Source organism: Sebaldella termitidis ATCC 33386 (assembly GCF_000024405.1).
Taxonomy (GTDB): Bacteria; Fusobacteriota; Fusobacteriia; order Fusobacteriales; family Leptotrichiaceae; genus Sebaldella; species Sebaldella termitidis.
The window spans coordinates 842,892-867,690 of sequence record NC_013517.1 but is presented as its reverse complement, the minus strand read 5'-3'; the positions used below and the strand labels follow the sequence as shown (position 1 = coordinate 867,690).

The following is a 24,799-nucleotide window of genomic DNA, read 5'->3' as shown; positions in this document are numbered from 1 at the left end:
TTTAACTCACTCCGTACTTTTTAGCCAATGCTTCAAGTGCCTTGGTAAAACATTCAAGCGGAACTCTTACTGTTCCTGCACCTATCTGTCCGATCCCTGCCTTTTTATGTGCTATTCCTGTATTAATAACCGGAGTAATTCCAGTTTCCACTACTTTACGTATATCTATTCCAAGACATGTTCCCTGAAAATCCCATGTTGGTATCGCATAATTAGAATTATTTGCTATACATATTTCTCTCATTTCTTCACTAATGCTTAGGGCATCTTCAAAGCCTCCTGCACCAATAAATCTTGTTACTCCCGGAGAAGCCACCATTGCCATTCCCCCGACACCGAATGTCTCTGTAATTGCACTGTCTCCCATATCAGGATTGGCATCTTCCTGTGAATACCCCGTAAAAAATAAGCCCTCCGGCGTATTTACCGGTGCTGTAAACCATTCTTCACCAAGTCCGCTTACTCTTATTCCGAACTGATCTCCGTTTCTCGTCATTGCAGTAACTATGCTTCCTTCTTCTATTACTCTTGAAGAATCCATTATTACTTTACATGTAGCCATCATTATATTCAGAAAAAACTGGTCTGTATCTGCAAGAAATACTGTTACTTCTTCAAGCTCTGCCGGTGATATATCAGTCTTCAAAAGATATGGCATAATATCTTTCAGGAATAAAGCAGAAGCCGCTATATTTCTTTGGTGGAACTCATCTCCCATTGTTAATGCTTTTGCTACTATAACATTTATATTTAATCCGCCTTCTATTTTTTGCAACGCTTTTGAAAGAGCAGGTCCCAGCACGTCCTTCATCCATTTCAGCCTGTCTACCACTTCACTGCTGTAAGCTCCGAAACGAAGCACTTTCCCGATTCCCTCATTCATTGTACAATAAGCCTTTTTACCGTCTGCATTATTCTTTACTACAAGCAGGGGCATATTTCCAGTAGTTATTCCGCCCATAGGTCCTACTGCATCTACACTGTGGCAAGGTATAAATTTTACTCCGCCTTCTGAAAGAAGCTTTCTTGCTCCCTCTTCTGTTGTTTCCCAGCCTTCAAATAATACTCCGCCTACGCAGGAACCTTTCATAGGATCTGTCATATCTTCCCATTTTATCGGAGGTCCTGCATGGAGTATAACTCTTTCATTTAATTCCGGTATTAATTCTTTTCCGGGCTTTACATCAATCAGGAACGGCTGTGCTTCTGTAATTTTCTGTATTACTGCCTCATTTGCTTCATCTATTGTTTTATAGTTCATCTTATATCCTCCTCTGTTTTTATCTGAGCTTTTTCAGTATTTCTGCCAGTCTTTTATCTCCGCCTGCTGTCGGTGCCCAATTATACTGAATTACTTTTGCATCGTATTTTTTAACTGTTTCTGCGAATTTTCCAAGACCTATATTAATAATTACAGGCTCTGTATTTATAATATTGGATTTTACTTCTATACTTTCTTCTCCTGTTTCTATATTATTTGTTTCACTCTTTTCAAGAGATTTTATTATTTCCACAGCCATTCTTGTTGCCTGTGCATTGCTTTCACATACCACTGCTCCGCTGTCCTCCAGCTTTTTGTACTGCTCGCTGTATTTTTGAGGATCATTTTCAGTTCCTGTTATTGAAGCAATGAAAACTATTTTTTTATAAGCCGGATCTTCTTTTATCTCTTTTATTACAGGAGCAAATACCCCTGCCATATCCTCATGACCGCCGTAACCAATTACATTATCCAGTAAGATAACTGCTGTTTCAGGTCTTTTAGCCATCTCGTATACCATGTCCACTCTTATGCTCGGATCTATCATCGGATGCGGTCTTCCCTGCGTATAAAAATCATCTCCGAGATCTATAATTTCATGCCCGTTATAATGGAGCATCATCCCCTTATCATGTGATCCGCTGTCTTCTATCCCATAATAGTCTCTTATTATCATTCCTGTTTCCGCAGCAAGGGTTCCTCCGCAGTAAAGTCCTTTTATTGATCTCTGTTCCTTATTTTCAATTATATCTTTTACTTCTTTTATTTCTTTTCTTATATTTTTTTCCGAAATTTTATATTTTTCTGCTATTTCTACTGTTTTTAGTGCTGTATCTTCCAGAGTATGTGTATAGAAAACATTATCATGATTCTCTCTTTTTTTATCTCCTAAAAAATTAGCAACTACAGGTTTTCCTAGTATTTTGAATGTCTCTATTACTTTATCCCTTACTTCCGGTGCCGGCGGCTTTGATATAAATACAATTACATCTGTATCCTCATCAGCTGCCAGAAGTTTTAAAGCTTCTATTGCTGTTACTGCCTCTATTTGCGCTGACAGGTCTCTTCCTCCTGTTCCTATCGCCTGAGTAATTCCATAACCTTTTCTTGAAATTATAGTAGAAATTTCCTGTATTCCTGTTCCTGATGCTCCCACTATCCCTATATTTCCTTTTTCTATTACATTGGCAAATGCCAAGGGCAGTCCGCCTATTATTCCTGTTCCGCAGTCGGGTCCCATTACAAGCAGACCTTTTGTTCTGGCCTCTTCTTTTATTCTTTTTTCATCCTCTATCGAAACATTGTCACTGAATAAAAATACATTTAGTCCTTTTTCAAGTGCTTTCGATGTTTCCTCAGCGGCATATTCTCCTGGTATAGAGATTATTGCCAGATTAGCATCAGGAAGCTTTCTTAACGCTGAATCCCATGTTCTTGCCACAGGAATTTTTTTTCCTTTTGATTTAGATGACTGATTTTTCAAAAATGACTCGATGCTTTCCAGTATTCCGTCTATTTTTCCCTCATCCTCTGTATCTATTACGATACAGATATCATTAGGAGTAGCTGATTCCAATTCTTCAGTATACAATCCCGAATTGGCAAAAATTTCTTTATTAGCCGGAGTTCCCATCATAACAGAAATTTTCTCTATACCTTCTGCAGCAGAAAGTTCCTTAGTTAGCAGCATTAAATTCACTGAATCCTGATATGAGTTCTTTTTAATTATCGTGTACAGCATTTTCCAAACTCTCCTTTTCTAATTATTTCATTCATTAAAGCCCGTATAAAACGATAAGCTCTAACTATGTAAGTTCAAAAAATTTATATAAAAATAGCTTTATAAAATTTTTGTTTTGCATTTTCCAAATATATTTGTCTAATATATAAATACAATATAATATTTCAATAGTCAATATTAATCAAAAAATATTCTTCAAATTTTATACATTGTGAAATATCACAAAAGTTTTTTCGATTGACAAAAAATCAATAATTTGTGATAATATAACATATCATACTCAAGGAGTTTCTATTATGAAAAATAGTTTAAAAGATGAGATTTTTGAAAACCTAAAAATGAAAATTATAAATAATGAACTTAAACCAAATGAAAAAATTAATGAACGTGCTATTGCAAAGTCTCTGAATATAAGCACGACACCTGTAAAGGAGGCACTTTTTTATCTGGAATATTTTGGATTTATAAATATAAAGCCCAGAAAGGGAGTTTTTGTTAACGAGGTAAATCTGAAGACTATAAAGGATACTTTTCAGATACGCTTAAAGCTGGAGCCTATAATTATAGACCTTACAGCAAAAATAAAAACAAAAGGCTTTCTTGAAAAAAATCTTCTGCCTCTGAAAAAAAAATTTACCGAGCTGCTGGAGCTTGATGAAATAAACGATACACTTTTTAATAAATATAATGATGAATTCCATCACTTTTTTACCGATAACTGCGGCAACCAGTTTTTTTACAGTCAGATGAATTTTATTTATGAAAATCTTACAAGAATAAGAAAGGCTCTTCATAAAGATATTCCTAAAAGAAGAGAAACGATAAAAGAACATATTGAAATAATAGATATTATTCTTAACGACGAATCATATGAAAAGCTTTTTGAATGTTCCGTAGGGCATATTGAAAAAGAGCAATATGAATTTTTTAAAAATCTTGATTCTTTCAGTCTATAATTTTTTGCAAAAATAACATCACTGATATTTCACACTAAAAAAAGAGCATTCTAAAAGCTCTTTTTTCATTTATAAATATGATTTTTTACTATTCCTCCCCGTTGAATTCAATCTCATAATGAGTTCCGTCACAGAAAGGTTTATGCTTCGAAGCTCCGCATCTGCATAATGAATAATGCTCCTTACTATCCAGTATACTTTCAGAGTCATTATCATCAATAAGCTTTATCCCGCCCGAAATATTTATTGACCCGTTTTTTTCTATCCTTATTTTTTGCACATTACTATATTCTGTTTCTCTTTTCCCGTCTTCAATTGAATATGACAATGCACCTGAAGGACATTTTCTTATTACTTCAATAAGTTTTTCCACATCCTGTGTCTGATCCGGAATTATCCACGGTGTTCTTTTGGCATCGAAAACTTCCGGGAGACCATGTGTACATTTTCCTATATGCTTACAAAGATACCTGTCATAAAAAACAGTTATTTTCGCTCCTTTGTAAGCTTTTGGACCATGTTTTTTCTCTTCTTTTCTCTCATTGTCAAATTCTATCCTGCTGTGTGTTCCGTCACAAAAAGGTTTATTTTTAGAGTGACCGCATCTGCATAAAGAAACTACTCTGAGTGTTTTGTACTCTTCGCCTTTATAATTCTCGATTCTGGTATCCGCTGCTGAATACGGACTATACTTGGTAAAAACTATTATTCCCTTCTTCTCGTTATCTTCCATAACTTGTACCTCCTAAAAATTTTCTGTTGATACTTACAGAAGGCATTTTTAGCCCTATGATTCATTATATCATTTTCAGGATTTTATGTCAGAATTTTATTATTTATGAAACTCAGGTTATATATTCTTATAAGGTTTTGCCAGTCTTTTATCCATACTGCCGTTTTTTTTCAGTATTTTATTCCAGTTAATATTAAAGATTCCCAGAGATATACAGATTTTCAGAATTACCAGAATAAACCCGTTAAACCTGCGTATTTTACTTAAATTTTCAGTTATTTCACTGTCAAATTTACTGTTTGAGGCATATCTGCTTCCTAATGCATAAAATGGCGCGAGTTTTTTATTCTGCATTTTTTCATCTGTAAATTTCAGAGCTTCACTTCCTCCTGCAATCACAGTACCTGTATACTCTGCCTTGATTATCTCCGCAAACCTCTTAAGATACTCTGCGAGACATTCGGAATGTATAGCTTCCGGAAATCCTGAATGAACTATAAAACCAATTTTTTTATTCTCAGAATTATATTCTTCCGCTTCTTCAAAAAATTCTTTTACCATTCCCGGCATTGCATCTGTATATAACGGAAAAATAAAAATAACTTTTTCTGCATTTTTAAATTCTTCTTTATGAAGTTCCAGATCTTTTTTCTTTATTAAATAAAATACTTTGCTTTCCTCACTTGACTCTGCTGTGAACCCTTTTAAAAAAGAATCTGCCATTAATTTAGAATTACTTCCCGTTCCCCTTGGAGAACCGTTAAATATTACCAGTGACATTCCGCAATACCTCCTGTTCTTTTTCCAGCACATCGAAAATTTCAACTTTTGAATGAAAATTCAAAGAAAATCTTTCAAAAAATTTCTTTATTGTGTTTATATCGGTATCTTCGGTACTTTCTGTTCTCTCCAAAATCATTCCCAGTATGGGATAATTTTCATATCTCCCTGTATGATGAAATTCATTGTTTATTATTTCAAAATACGGAAGAAGCAAAGGAATAAGTCTGTCCAGAAAAGTTTTTATTTTACCGCTGATAAATCCTGTTTTTATCGGTGAGACCAGAATCATAATATCTGCTTTTACAATTTCAAAATATATTTCCTCCATTGAATCTTTAAATATACATTCGCCCGGAGTTTTCAGCCAGCATGAAAAGCAGCCTGTACACTGATTTACTGTCATTTCACTCAGATTAAATATTTTTATATTATCATTATTTCCAAACCTGTTTTTGTTAAAGTTTTCTACATATGCCACGGTACTGCCTGCAACTCTGTTATCAATAATATACAGAATATTCATTTCTCCTCCTGTCACAATTTATTTTTTATTACTTCAATAGCATAATCAGCCCATTTCAGACATGCCTCATAGCATAATTCCCCGTGTTTTACCGTCAGCTGCCAAAAAATATGGTCTTTTTTATTAACACTGTATATATCCTTGAATGTTTGTACTGTTTCATTTGCATCCATAAGAGAATCCTTCTCCTTCATGCACTGTTCTTTATATTCCTCAAGTATCCTCAATGCTTCTTCTTTAGGAAGTTCATTCAGAAAAAATATGATCATTAAAAATTCATTTTTCATATTAAAAGATTTTTTCATATCATAATGTGACAGCCATTTTCTCAGCTCATCCTTCCCTTTTTCCGTTATCATAAATATATTTTTATTGGGACGGCTCTCCTGTATTTCTTTCCTGAAAACCACAAGTCCTGATTTTGTCATATTATCCAGCTCCAGATATATCTGGCTTGTTTTTACATGCCAGAAATAATGAAGTGATTTTTCAAAAATTTTCATCAAATCATAGCCTGTCATATCTCCATAATTTAATAATCCTAAAATTCCATGCTTTAATGCCATACCATTCTCCTTTCATATTCCAATTTTATAATAATATATTTTTTGAGTAAAGTCAAATTTTTCTTGACAATTCATTTTATCTCCTATATAATTATAATAAGTTAACTTATAATAATTATACTTATTAAATTAGGAGGAAAGAAAATGTGGACTTATATTCATGAGAAAGAATGCAATATTGATATAGACAGACTGTGGGATTTGTATTCAAATGTAGAAAACTGGAAATTATGGGATGAGGAGGTAGGATCTATAAGTATTGACGGTAAATTTACTGCCGGTACAAAGGGAGTTATGACAATGACGGGACAGGAGCCTATGAACTTCACACTGACGACAGTGGAAGAAAAGAAATGTTTTATTGATGAAACAGTTATTGAGCCTTTGAATGTCAGTATTATAGTCGGTCATTTTATTGAAAAGAAAACAAATGATAGATTTTTTCTAAGACATTCTGTTATAATAAAAGGTGAAAATGCTGATATGGTAGCAGAACAGATAGGAGAAAGCTTTACTGTAGATATACCTGACAGCATGGAGAAATTAATAAAACTTTCAAGCAAAGGATAAAAATATGAAAACTTCTAAATTTGATGATAGTGAACAAAGTGTAGGACTTGTCTTCTGGAGAGTCTCTGTCCTGTGGCAGCGAAAGGTCAAGGAAGCACTTAATAAAATCGGAATCACACATACTCAGTTTGTTATTCTTGCCACTATACAGGAATTAAGCGAGCATGATATGACTGCTACCCAAAAGGAAATTTCTGATTTTTCTTCTATCGATGTAATGACTGTTTCAAGTGTATTGAGGCTTCTTGAAAAAAATAATTATATCACAAGAAAACCACACCCCAAGGATACCAGAGCCAATGTAATTATTATTACGCCCAAAGGAACCGAGGCTATCTATGCTGCTATTCCCGCTGTGGAAAATGTTGATGATAACTTTTTTTTCGAAGATATTGAAAAAAACAGACTCTTTCTTGAGCTCCTTACTGAGCTTAGAAAAGATAATGAAAAAATTTAGAGTTCAGATAACAAAAAATAAGATTTAAGTTTGGAGAGTATTCTATAAAAGAAAACTTCACAGCTAAATCTTATTTTTTTATAAATTATTAAATTACGAAATTATTCTGTCATTTTTATCAGAAAAATAATTTTTCTGCAATTTTATTATTTATGGTAAAGCATGTCCTGCGGCTGTATAAATTTCATACCACTCTTCACGGCTTAATTCTACATTGCTTGCTTTTGCTATTTCTTTTAGTCTCTCTTTATTCATAGTACCAACTACTACCTGCATTTTTGCCGGATGTCTTAAGATCCATGCTGTTGCTATTGTTACATTAGAGACCCCTTTTTCTTTGGCAATTCTGTCTATTACATTATTCAGTGTAGAAAATTTTTCATTATCCAGAAATACTCCTTCAAAAAAACCATATTGATATGGAGACCAAGCCTGTATTGTGATATCTTTCAGCCTGCAGTAATCGAGCGTACCCCCGTCTCTCATAACAGAGTCATTATTATACATATTTACATTTATTCCTGCATCTATCATAACTGTATGCATTATTCCAAACTGCATCTGATTTATCACTATTTTATGTTTCAAAAATTTTTGAAGCAGTTCTATCTGATAAGGATTATGGTTACTTACTCCGAAATATTTTACCTTTCCGCTTTGATACAGAGTATCAAAAGCTTGTGCTACTTCTTCGGGTTCTACAAGAGTATCAGGTCTGTGAAGAAGCAGAACATCTACATAATCTGCCTGAAGTCTTTTCAGACTTTTTTCCACAGATGAGATTATATGCTCCTTGGAAAAATCAAAAAATCCTTTTCTAATTCCGCATTTAGTCTGCAGTATTATCTCGTCCCTTTTTAAACCGAGATTTTTTGAAGCCTGCCCGAATATTTCCTCTGATTTTCCATCCCCGTAGATATCTGCATGGTCAAAATATGTAATACCCTGCTCCATTGCTACACCAACTATATTTTCCACATCAGAAACAGACAGTGCTTTCATTCTCATACACCCCAAAGACACTTCCGTCCCGTCAAACATGTTTCCAACAGCAATTTTTTTCATATTTTCATCTCCTTAATATTTTTTTATTAATTTGAATCATGTGTATTTCTGTAATTTTATGAGCTTTTCAATATTTTCTCCATTTTTAAAAACGGAACTTTCTTCATATATCTCCATATAACCGAAAGTCCCTGTATTTTTACTGCAAAAGCTGTAATATTTATCTGTTAAAATCTTTTATTGATCTTTCTATATCTCTCTTCTGATCTTTTCTTTTCAGATCTTCCCTTTTATCATAAAGCTTCTTACCCTTGGCCAGCCCCATCTCCACCTTTACCAGTCTATTTTTGGTATATATGTTAAGAGGAATCAGAGTATAGCCCTTTTCAGCTATTTTGCCCATTAATTTTTCTATCTCTTTTCTGTGAAGAAGCAGTTTTCGCACTCTTGTTTCCGGAAGATTATTTATATTACCGAATTCATAATTACTTACATGCATATTCATAATAAAAACTTCATTTTTTATTATTCTGATGAAACTTTCTTTTATGCTTACTTTTCCGTTTTTTATGGATTTTACTTCTGTACCGTGAAGCTCTATTCCTGCTTCCAGTTTTTCTTCTATAAAATAATCATGAAAGGCTTTTTTGTTTCGTGCTATATTCATAATATTCTCCTATTCTTCATCGTCAACCACAAATATCTGCCCTGCCACATCAGACTCAAGAATTCTTCCTATATCATCCTTTGTACTTTTAGCTCTGTATACATCCAGAGTTTTATTGTCTATTACCTCTATTACTGCATAATATTTTTTCCCTTTGGTTCTTTTTATATTAAAGCTGAATGTTTTTAGAGTATCCGCCCTCCCAGCATGCTTTATGGAATAATCATTATAGAATACCTCATCAGCCGGATAATCTGCAAGTAAAGGATCATATTCAAATACTGTTACTGCTGCATCTCCGTTTTTTATAGCAGGAATATTTCTACTTATTTTTAATTTAAGTGTAACTTTTGTAGTGACTGCTTTATCGCCTTTTGGTTCTTCAGGCATTGTTTCCTTTGTTGTTGTTTTTGGTGTTGTTTTAGTCGTTTTAGGAGTAGTTCTTGGTGTAGCTTTTGGAGCCGCAGTTTCTTCCTGTTTTATTGCAGAATCCTCAGGCAGTGTCTCCAGCGTATTTACTTCATCCAATACATTTTCAGTAAACCCCAGTGTAAAAATCAATATAAACAATGTAAAAATTAGCTTTTTCATATTTTCACCTTTCCTTCCAAAAAATTATTCCTTATATGGAATTACTTCTATTTCCATTTTTTCAAAACTAGCATTTGTTACAAGTACTTTTAATGTATTTCCCATTGTATATTCCAAACCGTTATGCGTATTTATCATTTTGTAATTTTCTTCGTCATACAAATAGTCATCCTGTTCGCTATGTATATTATAAACTACTTCCACATGATTTTCCAGTTCCATAAATATCTTGCTTTTATTCATTCCGCTTATTCTTGCTACAAATACTTCTCCGACTTTATCCTGCATATATTCAATGAGTTTTATTTTTACACTTTCCTCTTCCATTCTGTCCGCATCTCTTTCAGTCTTGGAAATATGCTTAGAAATTACTTCATATTTAGAAAGCATTTCTTCTTTTTCCTTTTCTTTTATGAATTTTTCCAAAGATTTCCCAAGTACTCTGTGCACTATCAGATCGGAATATCTTCTTATCGGTGATGTAAAATGCAGATAAAACTTCGATGATAAGCCGAAATGTCCCAGATTCTTATTATTATATCTTGCTCTCTGCATTGCTCTTAATATCAGCTTATGTATCAGATAGCCCTCATCAAGATCTTTTGTCTTTTCTATTATAGTCTGAAATTTTCCGGGATGAATATCTTCCAGATTTTTCAGATGAACCCCGAATTTTATCAGTGTGTCGTTTAATGTTTTTATTTTTTCCTTGTCAGGATCCTCATGAACCCGGTATATAGCAGGAATTTCTTCCCAGAATAATTTTTCAGCCACAGCCTCATTAGCCGCAACCATAAAATCCTCTATTATTCTCTCAGATTCTCCTCTTTTTCGCAGTTCTATATCTTTTACGCTTTTGTCATCATTTAATACCACTTTTATTTCAGGAAGCTCAAAATCTATACTTCCTCTTCTTTTTTTAGTTTCCCTCAAAAGATTTGATAACTCAAGCATTTCAGAAATCATTTCTTTTATGTCCTGATATTCTGCATTTGCTTCTTCAGATTCTGCTATGATTTCATTTACCTTTGAATATGTCATTCTGTGCTTTGATTTGATTACAGACTTGTAAAAGTCATTTTTTACTACTTTTCCGCTGTGATCAAAGTCTATTTCAGCAGAAAAAGCCAGCTTATCCTCATTAGGATTAAGTGAACACAGATCATTGGAAAGCTTTCTCGGCAGCATCGGTATTACTCTGTCTACCAGATATATCGAATTACCTCTCTTTAAAGCTTCCTCATCCAGTTTTGTTTTTTCTTTTACATAGTGAGAAACATCAGCTATACTTACTATCAGCTTAAAGCCCTCAGAAGATTTTTTTACATATACAGCATCATCCAGATCTTTTGCATCAGAACCGTCTATTGTTATGATATCAAAATCTCTAAGATCCTTTCTTCCTTTCAGATCAGAGGCTTCTACTTTTGTGACTCTTGCCAGCTCCTCTTCTATCTCCTCGGAAAATTCCTCACTTACTCCGTTATTAATAAGAATGGCATTTATAAGGGCTTCTGTATTATGCGGATCCCCCAGAATACTTATTATTTCACCTTCAGGTTTTCTGTCCTCGTCTCCCCAAAAATAAATTTTTACTGCAACAAGGTCACCGTTTTTAGCTCCTCTTATCTTTTTCTTACTGACATAAATATCCCTTCCCATTGCTTCTCTGGGCAGAACAAAGCCAAAATTATCATTTTGCTGATAAACACCGATTACCACATTCTTGGATCTTTCGATTATTTTGTATACTTCACCTTCTCTGCTCTTTCCCGACTTAGCCTCCTTCAAAATTCTTACAAGAACAGTATCACCATTCATTGCTCCTTTTAAATAAGGCCCGGGAATAAATATGCTGTTTTCCCCTTCCAGATCCAAAAAGCCGAATTTCCCAGTTGTAATAGAAATATCTCCTCTTACATACCCTTCTTTTTCAGGAAGTGTATATTTACCGCTTTTTATCAGAAGTATTTCACCTCTGTCTATCCATTCTTCCAGAATCTGTTTATTTTTCTTTCTGTTTTTTTTAGACCATCCAAGACTGCTGACAATTTCATTGTAAGTCAAGGATCTATGTTCTAAAATTTCTTTTAAATCTTTTAATTCTCTCATATTTTTACTCTCTCTTTTTTCTTTTTAGTTAATAGATCATTTCTAAAAGCCAGTGTATTAGGATGTATCAGAGATGCTTTTTTTATAAGATACTCTATTTTTTTATCTAATTCATAAATTATAGCTGTATCTATATTTTTTTCGGCAAGCTTCCTTGCCTTTACTACTCCGAACCAGTCTCTTGCATCTTCTATTGCATCTGCAAGATATACTATTTTAGCTGTCAGTGACATATTTTCTTTTCCTACTGTATGATATCTTATAGCATCCAAAATCTCTGTATCCTCTATACCGAGTTCTCTTTCTGCTATTTCGGCAGCTGCAAAGCCGTGAAGTATCTGTCCGTTTCTGTAGACCTCCCGGTTTACCTCGGGATACTTATTTCCTATCAGCTCTGCCATATCCTCTACCTTATAAAATTTAGCTATATCATGTAAATATGCACCTATTTTGACTTTGTCAATAGGTGCATTATATAATTTAGCCAGTTGTTTGGCTTTTTTCACTACTCTTTTTGTGTGACTGTATCTCTTTTCATCCAGTCTTGCTTTTACATATTCACTTATTTCTTTTATTTCCATGATGATCACCTTATAATATAGAATCTCCGTCAATCTGAACTACTACTTCCTGTATATTGAATTTTTCCGAAATCGTTCTTTTTATAGATTCTACAAATCCGTTATACAGTGTTTCATTAGTTGCTTTAAGGCTTCTAAGATCCGAATTGAATATGATTATTTCTTTCTTTCCGTTTTCTATTCTGTAAGCACTAAGAAACTTTACCTCTTTTGGTACAAACGGTGATTTTAATATTATCTGTTCCACATAGTCACCTTCTACTATGGTTCTTTTACTTTCTATCCCGTTTGTAGTCTGTTCTATAACATTTGTTGCCGGATTATAGAAATAAAAACTTATCTGTTCCATTTTAGTCTGTATATCTTCCTGATCAGAAGAAGTTTTTACATCTACTTTTTTTATTGTTTTTATATCTACCTTAGAATCCCGGTAAGATAAAATTCCTACTATTACAGCCAGAATCAGCATAAATATAACAAATTTACTACCGGCCAGAATCTTCTTAATATCCATGAACCTTTACTCCTTCTAATAAAAGTGTTTTCTGACACCTTCAGCTATAGATTTAGCTACTACCCTCTTATAATAATCATTCCCAAAATATGACATATCTCCGGAATTAGATATAAATCCTATTTCAACCAGTATCGAAGGTGATTTGCTTCCTCTTAATACTGCAAAATTAGCTCCAAAAACGCCTCTTTTTCTTAATCCTATATCCCCTACTATATTATCCAGTACATCTGTTGCCACAGCAGCACTTTTTTGCTGGTTTGCCCTGTAAAATATATCATTTAAAATAAAATCCGAGACAGGTTCCGTTACTCCGTACTTAGAATCCACACTGTTCTCAAACTTAGCTACCTCAGCTGCGTATGATGATTCTTTTTTTGAGTAGTAAAATACTTCTGACCCGTTACCTGAACTGTTTGAAGCGGAATTCAAATGAATACTTATAAAGAAATCAGCATTAGCATCATTACCTATTTCTGCTCTTTCACCAAGAGGTATAAATACATCACTGTCTCTTGTCAAAATTACCTTATAGTCGTTTCTTAATTCACTGGCAAGATATTTCGCCACATCCAGAGCTATATCCTTTTCCCTGTATCCGTTTCCTGTAGCACCTGAATCTTTTCCCCCATGACCGGCATCTACTATTATGGTATATTTCTTTTTGGCTGTTGTTGACTTAGTCAGTGTTACTCTTAATTCTCCGCCGGAAGCTGCAACTTTATAGTCCACTCCTCTTGCAAGATATATAGTCGTACTGACTGTATTATTTAAAGTACTCATAGCTACTGTATCTACGAATTTATCGTCTACATTTAGTGTATTCGGTACTGTTCTGCTTATTGTAGAATTGGAAAACTCTATTACTAATGCATCCTGCCCTTTATCATATCTGGTTTTATACTGCGGGACTCTTCTTTCCTTAAAAAATATAGAATAAGACCCCGATTTATATGTAGTTCTGTCTAAAGTTTCACCTAACAGTGTAAAACTAAATAAAATAATTGACATTAATATAACTATTTTTTTCATTACTCATTACTCCTTATAATTATTTACCCTTTTCTAGCTATAGCTGATTTTATTACAGTCATTTTAGCATTGTTGTCGATTTTTATATCTAGTGAATTATCCTCTTCATTTACCTTTACTATTGTTCCTTTTATCCCGCCTATTGTTACTACTTTATCCCCGGTTTTGAGGCCGTCCATTAATTTCATCTGTTCCTTTTTTCTTTTATTGCTTGAATAAAAAATTATAGCAAGCATTACTACTAATGGTAAAAAATATATATACTGAACATAAGCTCCCATATTACACTCCTTTTAATTGATATAAATCTACAGTATTATAACATAAAATAGCATTAAATACCAAATTTAAATTTAAGTCTCTAATACATTTCAAAGTCTCAAAAATTAAAAAGCCACGCATGTAGGCTCAGCCAGCTGCAGTTCATACCCACTTTTTATCAGTTTTTTGCCATCTTCTGAGACAAGAAAAGTAACCAGATTATTTGAAAATCTGTTGGCTGCTATAAGTATCTTTCCATCTTCATCTATATTTATATCTCTGGGATGTTCACCGCCTGATTCCGAAGTATCCAGAAGCACAGGCTTTTTTGTTTCCTTATTTATCTCAAACATTGATACAGTTCCCGGTTTTCTGCTTGAGCTGAATAATCTGGTACCGTCTCCGGAAAGCCTTATTGCCGAACCGTCTCCCTCATTGTTAAATCCGTCTCCCAAAGCTGAAACATAATCTGTTATCTCCAGCCCCTCTGCTTCTGAATATCTCATGGTTACAATTTCTGTTGAATATTCTGTTATAAGATATGCGTATTTACCGTCATTGTCAAATACCATGTGCCTTGGTCCGCATCCTTTTTTGAACAATACTTTCTGAAAAATTTCACCAAGCTTTCCTTCAGAATAATTATACAAAATTATCATATCCAAGCCCAAATCCACCACAAATAAATACTTCTCATCAGGTGTAAGTCCTATATAATGCGGATGAGTTTTTCCCAGTCCCAGATCATTATGGTCTCTCTCTGCTGTTATTCCTGTAAGCTCTCCTTTTTCTCCGAGAGAATATATTTTTATTACACCTGTTCCGTAATTGGCAGAAAATAAAAATGATTTATTCTTATCTATATTTATATAACACGGCAGATGACCGCCCGATAAAATTTTAGAAAACGGCATTACTGTATTATTTGTAATTTCTGATGCACAGACCCCTCCGTCATCACCATCTTTTAAAACTGAATAAACCAATTTTTTTTCCTTGTTCATTACTATATAACTGGGATTCAAAGTTTTGGTAATTTGTGTAAGTCCGTCCATTTCACCAGTTTTGGTATTCACGTTCAGTCTGAAAATTCCGCTGTTCTCATCATTACTATATGTACCTATATAAACTTCCTTTTTCATAAAACCAGCTCCTTATAAAGTAATTTCATATTTATTTTTAAATACGAAAAACCATTTGACAATTTTTTATCAAATGGTTTATTCATTTTAAGCATCTGCTCCGAAAAATTTCTTTACCTTTTCAAAAAAAGATTTTGAATTTTTATAATTTTTATCACTCAATGAATCTCCGAATTTTTTCAAAAGATCTTTCTGTTTATTAGTAAGTCCTGTTGGTATTTCTACCTTTATTTCCAATATTTCAGAGCCTTTATAATTGGAATGAAGTCTTGGTATTCCCCTGTCCTTCAGCCTGAATACTTTTCCGCTCTGTGTTCCTTCCGGTATTTTTATTTTGGTTTTCCCTTCAAGAGTAGGTATTTCCACTTCACCGCCCATTATGGCAGTAGTCAGTTCCACAGGAACTTCACAGTGTATGTCTGTATCATGTCTGGTAAATATCGGATGCTTCTTTTCCATTATACGAATACGCAAATTCCCGTATTCCCCGTTATTTTCCCCGGCATCACCGGCCTGCGGCACATTTAATTCCATTCCGTTCATCACACCTGCCGGAATTCTTACTTTTTTTGTAGTTGTTTCACGCACTACACCGCTTCCATGACACACATGACACTCTTTTTCAGGAATTTTTCCTGTCCCGTGACATTTATCACACGGCTCTATAGAAGTACTTATACCGAATATAGTTCTTATCTGTACTCTCATCTGTCCGGAACCGTTACACTTATCACAGGTATTCATTTTATGCCCCGGCTCAGCTCCTGAACCGCTGCATGTAGTACATTTTCCTTTTCTTCTGTATTTCAGTTCTTTTTCCACACCTGCGGCTATTTCTTCAAGTGTCATATCCATAGTATAACGAATGTCACTTCCTCTGCGTACAGCTGTCTGTCCGCCGCCGGCTCTTCCAAATCCAAATCCGTTTAGTATATCACTGATATCGTCAAATCCGAACCCTCCCGAAAATCCAGAGAATCCTCCAGGTCCCGGTCCGCCGTTTTCGAATGCACTATGTCCGAACTGATCATACTGCGCTTTTTTATCAGCGTCAGAAAGTACTTCATACGCTTCCGAAGCCTCTTTAAATTTTTCTTCGGCTTCTTTATTGTCTTTATTTCTGTCAGGATGATATTTCATAGCCAGTTTTCTATAGGCTTTTTTTATTTCTTGTTCAGTGGCATTTTTTTCTACTCCCAAAACCTCATAATAATCTTTTTTTGCCATTTCTTTCTCCTTTTAATATTATACTTTCATTGATATAGAAAGTTTTGCGGTAAATCTGTCTTTTACCTTTTCTATTCCTTCTTTTTCTGTAAGTTCCCCGCTTGCATCAGTAAAATCAGACTGCCCGTACCATGGCTCTATACATACAAAAGGTGCTTTCGGCACACTCCAAAATGCTATATAAGGAAAATTATCATATTCCACTTTAAGTTCTCTGCTGCTTTTTTTACATTTGATTGTTACTTCATTGGAATTCAGTCCTTTGAAAATAATTGCATCATTATCAAATACATGTTCTCCGAGATTTATTATACTTTCATTTTCAAGGTACGCCTTCTTCTCTCTTATTAATAATGCTTCTTCATTTTGATAAATTGAAGCAGTTTCTTTTTCATTTAATTCCAGATAATAGTCTTCCAGCTTTATTTCATCACTAATCGGCGTAGCAAAAGCAGGATGCGCTCCTATTGAAAAATACATTTCATCTTTATCAAGATTTACTACCTCATAAATTACATCTACCTTTTCATTTTCAATTTTATATGTAAGATATAGTTCAAAATTAAAGGGATATTTTTCCAAAGTAGCTTCATTTGATTTCAAAAGAAATTTTAGAAAATCCTCACCTTTTTCCACAAGTTCAAAATCATTGTCTCTTGCAAATCCGTGTCTTGTTTCCATTGAATATTCTTTTCCGTTATATTTATATTTTCCGTCTTTTATTGATCCAACGAATGGAAATAATACAGGTGATGATTTCCCCCAGAATTTAGGATCTCTTTCCCATACAAACTCTGTTCCGTCCTTTTTCAGGCTTACCAATTCTGCACCTTTTCCTAAAACTCCAAGTTCAATATTTCCTTTTTTTATTTTATATTCCATATAGCGCACCTTCTCCTATTTTTTTTATAAATTATAGCATTTTATTTATGAAATTGCATGTATAAATTATTGAAAATAGGAATAGACCCTGTCTATCCCTATACTTCAATAAAGAACCCTTATCATGATTTGACATCGAAATATAGTCTTTATTTTGAATGCTGCCTAAACAAAGTACTAGTCTTCTACCACTTCTGCATCCTGAACATCATCGCTGCCGTCAGAATCATTTCCGCCCTGTGCTTCACCATTTTGTGCAGCATTTGCCTGAGCTTCCTGATATATTCTTGTTGAGAATCCTTCTGCCGCTTTTGACAATCCGTCTATTTTTGCTCTGATTTCATCTACATTGTCAGAATCTTTTACACTTTTCAATTCTTCTATTGCTTTTTCCATATCTTCTTTTTCAGTACCCTGAAGTTTATCTTCATTTTCTTTAATAGTTTTTTCCACAGCAGAGATTAACTGGTCTGCCTGATTTCTTACTTCTACCAATTCTGTAAACTTCTTGTCCTCTGCCTCATGTGCTTCTGCTTCTTTTTTCATTTTATCTATTTCGTCTTTTGACAGATTAGAAGATCCTGAAATAGTTACCTGATTCTCTTTTCCAGTTCCTTTATCCTTTGCAGTAACATGAACTATTCCGTTTGCATCTATATCAAATGTTACTTCTATCTGAGGTACACCTCTTGGTGCTGCCGGTATTCCGTCAAGATTGAATTCCCCTAATTTATGGTTATCCGCAGCTCTTGCTCTTTCTCCCTGTAATACATTTATTGTAACAGCTTCCTGGTTATCCTGATATGTTGAAAATACCTGAGATTTTTTTACAGGAATTGTAGTATTTTTCTCAATTATTTTTGTAAATACTCCTCCTGCTGTTTCAATTCCTAATGATAACGGAGTTACATCAAGAAGTAATACATCTTTTACATCTCCCATTAATACTCCGCCCTGTATTGCCGCTCCTGCCGCAACCACTTCATCAGGGTTTATACTTTTGTTAGGCTCTTTTCCAAGAAAACTTTTTACCCATTCCTGAACTGCCGGTATTCTTGTAGATCCTCCTACCAATAATACTTCATCTATATCCTTCGGAGTAAATCCTGCATCTTCAAGAGCTGTTTTAACAGGACCTTTTGTAGCTTCCACTAAATCTTTTGTTAAATCATCAAATGCTGCTCTTGTTAATTTCTTTTCCAAGTGTTTTGGTCCATTTTGATCCATTGTAATAAATGGTAATGAAATAGTAGTTTCCAACATTGTTGATAATTTTTTCTTAGCATCCTCAGCTGCATCTTTTAGTCTTTGTGCTGCCATTTTGTCATTTCTCAAATCTATTCCTGTTTCTTTTTTGAACTCTTCAGCCAGCCAGTCCATGATCTTTTTATCGAAATCATCTCCTCCCAGATGGTTATTACCTGATGTAGACAATACCTCTACTACTCCGTCTCCTATTTCAAGTATAGATACGTCAAATGTACCTCCACCTAAGTCAAATACAAGTACTTTTTCTTCTTTTTGCTTGTCAAGTCCGTAAGCAAGTGCTGCTGCTGTAGGCTCGTTTATTATTCTTTTTACTTCCAATCCTGCGATTTCACCGGCATCTTTTGTTGCCTGTCTCTGTGCATCTGTAAAGTATGCAGGAACTGTGATTACAGCTTCTTTAACTGTACTTCCCAAATATCCTTCCGCATCTTTTTTTAATTTTTTTAGTATCATTGCTGATATTTCCTGCGGTGTATAATCTTTTCCGAATATTGTTTCTTTATGATTTGAACCCATATGTGTTTTTATTGACATTACTGTAGATTCAGGATTAGTAATAGCTTGTCTTTTAGCTATTTCTCCTACTATAATTTCTCCGTTTTCTTTTATATTTACTACCGAAGGAGTTGTTCTTCCGCCTTCAGCATTAGGTATTATAGTAAAGTTTCCGCCTTCCATTACTGCTACGCATGAATTTGTTGTCCCTAAATCTATTCCTATTATTTTACTCATATCTATTTCTCCTTTTTGTTATTTAATTTTTTTTATTTACTTTTACCATTGCCGGTCTTATTACTTTTCCTTTTAATTTATATCCTTTATTAAAGACATCAAGAACTATATTATTCTCTTTTTCATCTACATTTTCTACCATCATCGCCTGATGTTCATAAGGATCGTATTCTTTATCGGCTGCATCTATCTCTTCCAGTCCTTCCGATACCAAAACTTCTTTTATTCCTTTCAGTACCATATCCAGACCAGACAAAAGTGAATCTACGTCTTTATTTTCCTTAGAAGCTGATACCGCTCTTTCAAGATTATCCACATTATCAAGAATTTTGAGTATTAAACCCTCTGCTGCAAATTTTTTCATTTCAGCAAGTTCATTATCTTTTCTTTTAGAATAATTCTGAAAATCGGCAAGCTTTCTTGTATAAGCTGATTTCCATTCTTCCAGTTCTTTTTCCAGTATGTTTATCTTTGTTATCATTTCATCCTGAACCGCTTCTTCCTGAACTGTTTCCTGTGTATTATCTTCCATATTTTCCACAGGCGCTTCACCGTTCATTCCGTTGGTTTTGTTGTCTTTTTCCATTATTCACTCCTTTTATTCTATTTTTTTCATCATTTTCTTAACCTCTGCTGATACATGGTTTACCAGTCCTACCGTTTTGGAGTATTCCATACGCTTAGGGCCGATTACCCCTATAATTCCTTTAGAACCTTCCACTGTGTAAACAGAAAAAACGAAACTAAAATCTTCCAGTTCTCTTACATTAAAGTCCTCGCCGAAAACTATATATACTTCTCCATTTTTGTATTTATCAGTTTCAATCAGCTTTACGAATATGGACTTAAGATAATCCGGCCGGTTCAGAAGTTTTGCCCTGTCTATTACCGCTTCTACATTTGTAGCATTACTTTCCAGTAAGTTTGATATTCCGTCAAAAAATATTTTTTCCCTTTCATTACTGCTCTTGTCTTCTATTTTCATATGTTCGAATTTATTCATTTTTTGCAGTAATTTTTCCAGTTCTGACACTGTAAAGGTTATTTTTTGCTCTGTCATCAAACGGTTTAATATAGAATTAGACTCTCTTACCTCTGCTTCAGTAACAGGATTTTCATAGTAAAGATTTATCGTTCTTACATGGGAGTTATTCATGACTATCACTGCCAATGACATATAATTATTAACATGAACCAACTCCACCTTCTTTATGCTCTCTTTTTTTATAAAAGGCTCTATTACTATCCCTGCATACGAAGTTATCTTAGACAGAAGCTTTGAGGTTTCTTCCATTATGCTGTCAATCTGATTTATCTTATTTTTATATACTTCTTCTATTCTTTTTTTCTCATTCAGGGAAATTTTCCTTATTTTTATCAATTCTTCTACATACAACTTATAACCGCTGTTTGTAGGGACTCTTCCCGAAGAAGTATGCATCTTCTCTATTAAACCCTGATCTTCTAAATCAGCCATTACATTTCTGATAGTTGCCGAAGATACTCCTATATTATATTTTTTTTCTAAAGTACGAGATCCTACGCTCTCTCCGTATTCCAGATAATGTGTTATTATTGCTGTAAGAATCGCTCTTTCTCTTTCATTCATTACCAAGCACCTTCCTCTGTTAGCACTCATCACCATAGAGTGCTAACTAAACATAATATATTACATTTTTCTAATTTTGTCAATAGTTTTTTTTATTTTTTTTCAATTTTTTTTGGTGTATTATTATTTAGCCCTGCTGTTTTTTATTTTATACGGCTTATTAATTTTTTATCAAATAAAAAAAAGTAAAAGAAAAGTTTTTTTAGTTTCTGATATGCTTTATCACAAAAAAATATACCTTTCAAAAAAATTAAAAGGTATATCTTCAATATATTATATAAGACCCTGTTATTCAGGATTTTTTTCCAGCTCGCTAAAATCTACTTCTTTCCCGCTTTGTACATTAGATATGTTTTCATTCAACGATCTGTACATTTTATCATTTCCGGTTGTTGACTGGATATAAGTTGCAGATTGTTTTACAGGTATTTTTAATCTTTCAGCTTCTTTGGATGCATCTATATTTGCTCCGAGAAACATAAATGTCCATCCGTTTTTCTTTTGCTGTTCATCAATCATTTTACTTACAGTCGCATATGTGTACTCTTTACTCGCATTTTCCATGCCGTCTGTGGTAATGACAAAAATGACCTTTCTTTTCCCCAGCTTCTTTTCACGTGCTTTTATATCATTTATAGTCTTTCCTATCGCATCAAGCATGGCAGTATTACCGCCTACAGTATAATTATCCGTATTAAGCTCTGCTTTTTCCGGTTTTATGCCGTCAAATAAAACCTTATATTCATGACTGAACAATACAGTGGTTACAATGACATTACTGCCTTTTCCCTGTTCCTTCAGAACTGTATTATAGCCTCCTATAGTGTCTGCTTCAAAACCAGACATAGAACCGCTTCTGTCCATTACAAATACAAGTTCTACAGGCAATGAATCCTTAACTGTCACCGGTTTTACAGTGACAGATCTGGAAAACAATAATGAGAATACAAATAAAAACAAAACACCTGCTAAAATACTTAACTTTTTCATTAATTACCTCCAAAATATTATTTTTTCTTTATTTTATTACTTTATATAATTCTACCTGACATATTTCAATATGTCAATTTTACATATAAAATATTTATTTTACATTTATTGCTTTTTATACCATAATTCGGCTAAATACTATTTTGGAGGTAATTATGAAGAAATTAATTGTTTTTATTTTATTTTTCACTTCGGCTTTGGTTTTTGCGAAAAGTGATTTTGACAGTGAAAATACATGGCTCTTAGATACTGGAAATGAAGATTACAGAATAATCTACAAAGGAACTGTAAATAAGGAAATTACCGTTGACGATGCCGAACATACACCTAATGATGTTTTATCAGGTGAAACTGTCAGTTATAAAAATATGACAATAACTGGAAACGGACTTATTACATTTAATAAGTCAAGTTCAGGGTATACTTTTCTGAATTCTATAAAAAATCCCGTGCTTATCCCTTTGAACAATGAATTCAAAAACGCTGATTATATTGAAATTCAGGCTGTTTCCGGTGATTTTTCAATCCTTATTCCGGGAAAAGAATATAAAAAAATAAAAATTTTCAAAATTTCAAAAACAAGAACTGCTGTTCAATACTATAACATGACTTTCCTTTTTTCAAATAACGGTTATACTATCGAAGCAGTGTCAGACGAAGAGTAGTAATATCCGGACAGACACCTTTTAAAGCGTCTGTTTTCTCTCTGAAATATAAAAAGGACTATAACCAATTTTTTTGATATAGTCCTTTTAATTACTATCTGAAATAAAATTATTTTATCCTTCTGAACTTATCCCCCTCAAAAATAAGATCAGGATTTCCTCTCTCTATTTCGTTTTTAACAGACCAGATTTTCATCTCCTCTTCTTTTTGGTGATAAATCTCCATATTAGTCAGTTTTTCTTCCAGCTTTTTTACAGCTGCTTTTTTATTGGCATATTGAGTTCTTTCTTCTCTGGAAACTATGGAAATTCCAGTGGGAATATGTTTTATCCTCACTGCGGTTTCCAGTTTATTTACATTTTGACCGCCGTTTCCGCTGCTTCTCATAGTTGTTATTTCTGTTGTTTTTTTACTGATGCTTTTATTTAAAAACTCATTTTCTTTGATTAAAACTGATTTTATATACCAGTTTTTTCTTCTGTGATTTTTTCTGTAAATACTTTCATTTATCCATAAAATAGTTCCGGTATATATATTGGTAAATTTTGTATTTTCTTTTATCTGCAAAACAACTGACCTGAATGTTTTCGCCTTGTTTCCGGCTTCACTTTCTATGTACCTGTATTCTATATTATACTTTGCAAATTCTTTTTTCAAATATTTAAAATATTCGTATACTGCTTTTTCACATTCTTGGGGACCATTTCCCGAACTTATTATCATCCGCATGTTCCCTACCTCTTAAAAGTAATAAGAGGCTTCAGAGAAGCTACAATCTCTATCATATCGTGACTGATAAGATCCTGAATTACTCTTTCTATATTTTTATATGCTTCCCTTGATTCTTCAAACAATACTTTTCTGTCAGAATATATAAGATTCTTATTCATCTGTATTATTTTATTTTTCCCGTGAATCTTTAGCATTCTGTCTTTAGATCCCTCACGCGTCCATTTTCTCCCTGCACCGTGAGATATTGAATAGCAGTACTTCGAAAGATTTTCTTTTGGCTTTACAATATATGAAAGACTGTCTCGTGTTCCGGCAATCACTATCATTCCTGCATCAGAAGGCGCAGCACCTTTTCTGTGAATATATATCCGTGAACCCATCTCTATTTTTTCCGCTATCATATTATGCGAACTGTCCAATATCAGATCAGGCTTGCCTTTACCTATGACTTTCAGAAGCTTCTCCGCTATTACTTTCCTGTTTGCCTTTGCATATGCTGCGGCATCATTATGCTCTTTCATATATTCTTCAAATTCCGCACTGCCTTCTTCCAAAGGAAGCATTCCGTGATTTTCCAGATATTTTTCAAGTATGACCTGCCCGTATATCCTTGAACCGCTGTGTACCAAAAGCATAAGATTATCTTTGCTTATACCTGACTTTTCAAATTCATCCTTCAGATATATTTTTTCTATTTTCTGGAATTCGGCAAAATGATTTCCCGAACCAATTGTTCCGAGTTTTTCCATATGGGGAAATTCATATTCTGATAAGTCAGCTTCTATATCTTCCATCTGCTTTACCCTGCTCAGATCTCTTATAAAATTTTCCCTTTTAAATTTTTTCATTTTTACTTTTGTGTCAAACAGTGCTATTCCGCATCCGATATCTGACCCTGTAAGATACGGATATATCTTTTTCTCTGTTATAAAAGCCGCTCCTACAGGTACTCTTCCTGCATGCAGATCAGGCAGCCCTGTTATTCTTATCATCCCGTCGAGTTTTTCATATTTTTTCAGCTGTTCTACAGCATTGCTCTCTATCCAGGACTTTTCATTTCTTACTATGTTTATCAATTTTATTCTCTCCTGTTTTTTAGTGTTATTTTTTCATTCGAGAGAATAACAGAACATGTTTATCCTCTCATGCTCCATTTATCTATTTTCATTAAAACCATCTCCTTCTTTTTCATATACA

Annotated in this window: 27 protein-coding genes; 4 read left to right on the top strand and 23 right to left on the bottom strand. The window is 33.8% G+C overall.

Annotated elements, in window-relative coordinates; all coding sequences use genetic code 11:
- Window position 1 precedes the first annotated feature (1 nt).
- Together STERM_RS03860 and STERM_RS03855 are read right to left on the bottom strand one after the other, a co-directional pair.
- On the bottom strand, window positions 2-1,261 hold the full coding sequence (locus STERM_RS03860) for a YlbE family protein (protein WP_012860253.1): 1,260 nt from the start codon (window positions 1,259-1,261) through the stop codon (window positions 2-4).
- Window positions 1,262-1,280: 19 nt separating this feature from the next.
- Window positions 1,281-3,002 (bottom strand): acyl-CoA synthetase FdrA, encoded by a 1,722-nt coding sequence (locus tag STERM_RS03855; protein WP_012860252.1) that lies wholly within the window; start codon window positions 3,000-3,002, stop codon window positions 1,281-1,283.
- A 296-nt stretch (window positions 3,003-3,298) separates the two neighbouring features.
- Between STERM_RS03855 and STERM_RS03850 the strand changes: the two genes are divergently transcribed.
- Entirely contained in the window at window positions 3,299-3,958 is a 660-nt protein-coding gene (locus STERM_RS03850; protein ID WP_012860251.1) for a GntR family transcriptional regulator, read from the top strand.
- A gap of 88 nt (window positions 3,959-4,046) precedes the next feature.
- On the opposite strand, the gene STERM_RS03845 is transcribed toward STERM_RS03850, so the two are convergent.
- The 4 genes from STERM_RS03845 to STERM_RS03830 all read right to left on the bottom strand — a co-directional run bounded on the left by STERM_RS03845 (window position 4,047) and on the right by STERM_RS03830 (window position 6,563).
- A complete protein-coding gene (locus tag STERM_RS03845; RefSeq protein WP_012860250.1) occupies window positions 4,047-4,691 on the bottom strand; it encodes a CDGSH iron-sulfur domain-containing protein in 645 nt (214 codons plus the stop codon).
- Window positions 4,692-4,808: 117 nt separating this feature from the next.
- The gene (locus tag STERM_RS03840) at window positions 4,809-5,471 is read right to left on the bottom strand and encodes an NAD(P)H-dependent oxidoreductase (protein WP_012860249.1); all 663 of its coding nucleotides are present in this window, start codon (window positions 5,469-5,471) and stop codon (window positions 4,809-4,811) included.
- Window positions 5,452-5,997 carry a flavodoxin family protein gene (locus STERM_RS21050; protein WP_012860248.1) on the bottom strand — a complete coding sequence of 182 codons (546 nt, stop codon included), beginning with the start codon at window positions 5,995-5,997 and terminating at the stop codon, window positions 5,452-5,454. Before STERM_RS21050 ends, STERM_RS03840 begins: the two co-directional genes overlap by 20 nt.
- An 11-nt stretch (window positions 5,998-6,008) precedes the next feature.
- Window positions 6,009-6,563, bottom strand: a complete 555-nt coding sequence (locus tag STERM_RS03830; protein ID WP_012860247.1) for a PadR family transcriptional regulator — start codon at window positions 6,561-6,563, stop codon at window positions 6,009-6,011.
- Window positions 6,564-6,707: 144 nt separating this feature from the next.
- Between STERM_RS03830 and STERM_RS21045 the strand changes: the two genes are divergently transcribed.
- Entirely contained in the window at window positions 6,708-7,133 is a 426-nt protein-coding gene (locus STERM_RS21045) for an SRPBCC family protein (RefSeq protein WP_012860246.1), read from the top strand.
- 4 nt (window positions 7,134-7,137) lie between these two features.
- Window positions 7,138-7,590, top strand: a complete 453-nt coding sequence (locus STERM_RS03820; RefSeq protein WP_012860245.1) for a MarR family winged helix-turn-helix transcriptional regulator — start codon at window positions 7,138-7,140, stop codon at window positions 7,588-7,590.
- A gap of 150 nt (window positions 7,591-7,740) precedes the next feature.
- Here the strand turns inward: STERM_RS03820 and STERM_RS03815 are convergent, their stop codons facing one another.
- From STERM_RS03815 to STERM_RS03745, 15 genes are all read right to left on the bottom strand, one after another.
- Complete coding sequence (locus tag STERM_RS03815; RefSeq protein ID WP_012860244.1) at window positions 7,741-8,655, bottom strand: aldo/keto reductase; 915 nt, start codon at window positions 8,653-8,655, stop codon at window positions 7,741-7,743.
- Between the two features lie 160 nt (window positions 8,656-8,815).
- Window positions 8,816-9,262 (bottom strand): SsrA-binding protein SmpB, encoded by a 447-nt coding sequence (gene smpB, locus STERM_RS03810; protein ID WP_012860243.1) that lies wholly within the window; start codon window positions 9,260-9,262, stop codon window positions 8,816-8,818.
- Window positions 9,263-9,271: 9 nt separating this feature from the next.
- The gene (locus tag STERM_RS03805; RefSeq protein WP_012860242.1) at window positions 9,272-9,853 is read right to left on the bottom strand and encodes a hypothetical protein; all 582 of its coding nucleotides are present in this window, start codon (window positions 9,851-9,853) and stop codon (window positions 9,272-9,274) included.
- Between the two features lie 24 nt (window positions 9,854-9,877).
- Window positions 9,878-11,965, bottom strand: a complete 2,088-nt coding sequence (gene rnr, locus STERM_RS03800) for a ribonuclease R (RefSeq protein ID WP_012860241.1) — start codon at window positions 11,963-11,965, stop codon at window positions 9,878-9,880.
- A complete protein-coding gene (gene yqeK, locus STERM_RS03795) occupies window positions 11,962-12,546 on the bottom strand; it encodes a bis(5'-nucleosyl)-tetraphosphatase (symmetrical) YqeK (RefSeq protein WP_012860240.1) in 585 nt (194 codons plus the stop codon). The genes rnr and yqeK overlap by 4 nt, the downstream gene beginning before the upstream one ends.
- Window positions 12,547-12,556: 10 nt before the next feature.
- Window positions 12,557-13,060, bottom strand: a complete 504-nt coding sequence (locus tag STERM_RS03790) for a hypothetical protein (RefSeq protein ID WP_012860239.1) — start codon at window positions 13,058-13,060, stop codon at window positions 12,557-12,559.
- 15 nt (window positions 13,061-13,075) lie between these two features.
- Window positions 13,076-14,092 carry an N-acetylmuramoyl-L-alanine amidase family protein gene (locus STERM_RS03785; protein WP_012860238.1) on the bottom strand — a complete coding sequence of 339 codons (1,017 nt, stop codon included), beginning with the start codon at window positions 14,090-14,092 and terminating at the stop codon, window positions 13,076-13,078.
- A gap of 23 nt (window positions 14,093-14,115) precedes the next feature.
- On the bottom strand, window positions 14,116-14,373 hold the full coding sequence (gene yajC, locus STERM_RS03780) for a preprotein translocase subunit YajC (RefSeq protein ID WP_012860237.1): 258 nt from the start codon (window positions 14,371-14,373) through the stop codon (window positions 14,116-14,118).
- Between the two features lie 105 nt (window positions 14,374-14,478).
- Window positions 14,479-15,495: a lactonase family protein gene (locus STERM_RS03775; RefSeq protein ID WP_012860236.1), complete on the bottom strand. Its 1,017-nt coding sequence runs from the start codon at window positions 15,493-15,495 to the stop codon at window positions 14,479-14,481.
- An 87-nt stretch (window positions 15,496-15,582) separates the two neighbouring features.
- Window positions 15,583-16,722, bottom strand: coding sequence for a molecular chaperone DnaJ (dnaJ, locus tag STERM_RS03770; protein ID WP_012860235.1), 1,140 nt, complete (start codon window positions 16,720-16,722; stop codon window positions 15,583-15,585).
- Window positions 16,723-16,740: 18 nt separating this feature from the next.
- Entirely contained in the window at window positions 16,741-17,604 is an 864-nt protein-coding gene (locus STERM_RS03765; protein WP_012860234.1) for an aldose 1-epimerase family protein, read from the bottom strand.
- A 177-nt stretch (window positions 17,605-17,781) separates the two neighbouring features.
- A complete protein-coding gene (gene dnaK, locus STERM_RS03760) occupies window positions 17,782-19,605 on the bottom strand; it encodes a molecular chaperone DnaK (RefSeq protein ID WP_012860233.1) in 1,824 nt (607 codons plus the stop codon).
- A 22-nt stretch (window positions 19,606-19,627) separates the two neighbouring features.
- The gene (gene grpE / locus STERM_RS03755; protein WP_012860232.1) at window positions 19,628-20,191 is read right to left on the bottom strand and encodes a nucleotide exchange factor GrpE; all 564 of its coding nucleotides are present in this window, start codon (window positions 20,189-20,191) and stop codon (window positions 19,628-19,630) included.
- Between the two features lie 12 nt (window positions 20,192-20,203).
- Entirely contained in the window at window positions 20,204-21,214 is a 1,011-nt protein-coding gene (gene hrcA, locus STERM_RS03750; RefSeq protein ID WP_012860231.1) for a heat-inducible transcriptional repressor HrcA, read from the bottom strand.
- A 288-nt stretch (window positions 21,215-21,502) separates the two neighbouring features.
- A complete protein-coding gene (locus tag STERM_RS03745) occupies window positions 21,503-22,204 on the bottom strand; it encodes a vWA domain-containing protein (RefSeq protein ID WP_012860230.1) in 702 nt (233 codons plus the stop codon).
- Window positions 22,205-22,359: 155 nt separating this feature from the next.
- Here STERM_RS03745 and STERM_RS03740 point away from each other — a divergent pair, with 155 nt between their 5' ends.
- Window positions 22,360-22,869 (top strand): hypothetical protein, encoded by a 510-nt coding sequence (locus STERM_RS03740; protein WP_012860229.1) that lies wholly within the window; start codon window positions 22,360-22,362, stop codon window positions 22,867-22,869.
- 109 nt (window positions 22,870-22,978) lie between these two features.
- On the opposite strand, the gene prfH is transcribed toward STERM_RS03740, so the two are convergent.
- Window positions 22,979-23,599, bottom strand: coding sequence for a peptide chain release factor H (gene prfH, locus STERM_RS03735; protein WP_012860228.1), 621 nt, complete (start codon window positions 23,597-23,599; stop codon window positions 22,979-22,981).
- A gap of 5 nt (window positions 23,600-23,604) precedes the next feature.
- On the bottom strand, window positions 23,605-24,684 hold the full coding sequence (locus STERM_RS03730; protein ID WP_081439590.1) for an RNA ligase RtcB family protein: 1,080 nt from the start codon (window positions 24,682-24,684) through the stop codon (window positions 23,605-23,607).
- Window positions 24,685-24,799: the final 115 nt, after the last annotated feature.

Coding starts and splice junctions, on each gene's coding strand:
- STERM_RS03860 (WP_012860253.1), bottom strand. CDS start 1,261: ATGAACTATAAAACAATAGATGAAGCAAATGAGGCAGTAATACAGAAA.
- STERM_RS03855 (WP_012860252.1), bottom strand. CDS start 3,002: ATGCTGTACACGATAATTAAAAAGAACTCATATCAGGATTCAGTGAAT.
- STERM_RS03850 (WP_012860251.1), top strand. CDS start 3,299: ATGAAAAATAGTTTAAAAGATGAGATTTTTGAAAACCTAAAAATGAAA.
- STERM_RS03845 (WP_012860250.1), bottom strand. CDS start 4,691: ATGGAAGATAACGAGAAGAAGGGAATAATAGTTTTTACCAAGTATAGT.
- STERM_RS03840 (WP_012860249.1), bottom strand. CDS start 5,471: ATGTCACTGGTAATATTTAACGGTTCTCCAAGGGGAACGGGAAGTAAT.
- STERM_RS21050 (WP_012860248.1), bottom strand. CDS start 5,997: ATGAATATTCTGTATATTATTGATAACAGAGTTGCAGGCAGTACCGTG.
- STERM_RS03830 (WP_012860247.1), bottom strand. CDS start 6,563: ATGGCATTAAAGCATGGAATTTTAGGATTATTAAATTATGGAGATATG.
- STERM_RS21045 (WP_012860246.1), top strand. CDS start 6,708: ATGTGGACTTATATTCATGAGAAAGAATGCAATATTGATATAGACAGA.
- STERM_RS03820 (WP_012860245.1), top strand. CDS start 7,138: ATGAAAACTTCTAAATTTGATGATAGTGAACAAAGTGTAGGACTTGTC.
- STERM_RS03815 (WP_012860244.1), bottom strand. CDS start 8,655: ATGAAAAAAATTGCTGTTGGAAACATGTTTGACGGGACGGAAGTGTCT.
- smpB (WP_012860243.1), bottom strand. CDS start 9,262: ATGAATATAGCACGAAACAAAAAAGCCTTTCATGATTATTTTATAGAA.
- STERM_RS03805 (WP_012860242.1), bottom strand. CDS start 9,853: ATGAAAAAGCTAATTTTTACATTGTTTATATTGATTTTTACACTGGGG.
- rnr (WP_012860241.1), bottom strand. CDS start 11,965: ATGAGAGAATTAAAAGATTTAAAAGAAATTTTAGAACATAGATCCTTG.
- yqeK (WP_012860240.1), bottom strand. CDS start 12,546: ATGGAAATAAAAGAAATAAGTGAATATGTAAAAGCAAGACTGGATGAA.
- STERM_RS03790 (WP_012860239.1), bottom strand. CDS start 13,060: ATGGATATTAAGAAGATTCTGGCCGGTAGTAAATTTGTTATATTTATG.
- STERM_RS03785 (WP_012860238.1), bottom strand. CDS start 14,092: ATGAAAAAAATAGTTATATTAATGTCAATTATTTTATTTAGTTTTACA.
- yajC (WP_012860237.1), bottom strand. CDS start 14,373: ATGGGAGCTTATGTTCAGTATATATATTTTTTACCATTAGTAGTAATG.
- STERM_RS03775 (WP_012860236.1), bottom strand. CDS start 15,495: ATGAAAAAGGAAGTTTATATAGGTACATATAGTAATGATGAGAACAGC.
- dnaJ (WP_012860235.1), bottom strand. CDS start 16,722: ATGGCAAAAAAAGATTATTATGAGGTTTTGGGAGTAGAAAAAAATGCC.
- STERM_RS03765 (WP_012860234.1), bottom strand. CDS start 17,604: ATGGAATATAAAATAAAAAAAGGAAATATTGAACTTGGAGTTTTAGGA.
- dnaK (WP_012860233.1), bottom strand. CDS start 19,605: ATGAGTAAAATAATAGGAATAGATTTAGGGACAACAAATTCATGCGTA.
- grpE (WP_012860232.1), bottom strand. CDS start 20,191: ATGGAAAAAGACAACAAAACCAACGGAATGAACGGTGAAGCGCCTGTG.
- hrcA (WP_012860231.1), bottom strand. CDS start 21,214: ATGAATGAAAGAGAAAGAGCGATTCTTACAGCAATAATAACACATTAT.
- STERM_RS03745 (WP_012860230.1), bottom strand. CDS start 22,204: ATGAAAAAGTTAAGTATTTTAGCAGGTGTTTTGTTTTTATTTGTATTC.
- STERM_RS03740 (WP_012860229.1), top strand. CDS start 22,360: ATGAAGAAATTAATTGTTTTTATTTTATTTTTCACTTCGGCTTTGGTT.
- prfH (WP_012860228.1), bottom strand. CDS start 23,599: ATGCGGATGATAATAAGTTCGGGAAATGGTCCCCAAGAATGTGAAAAA.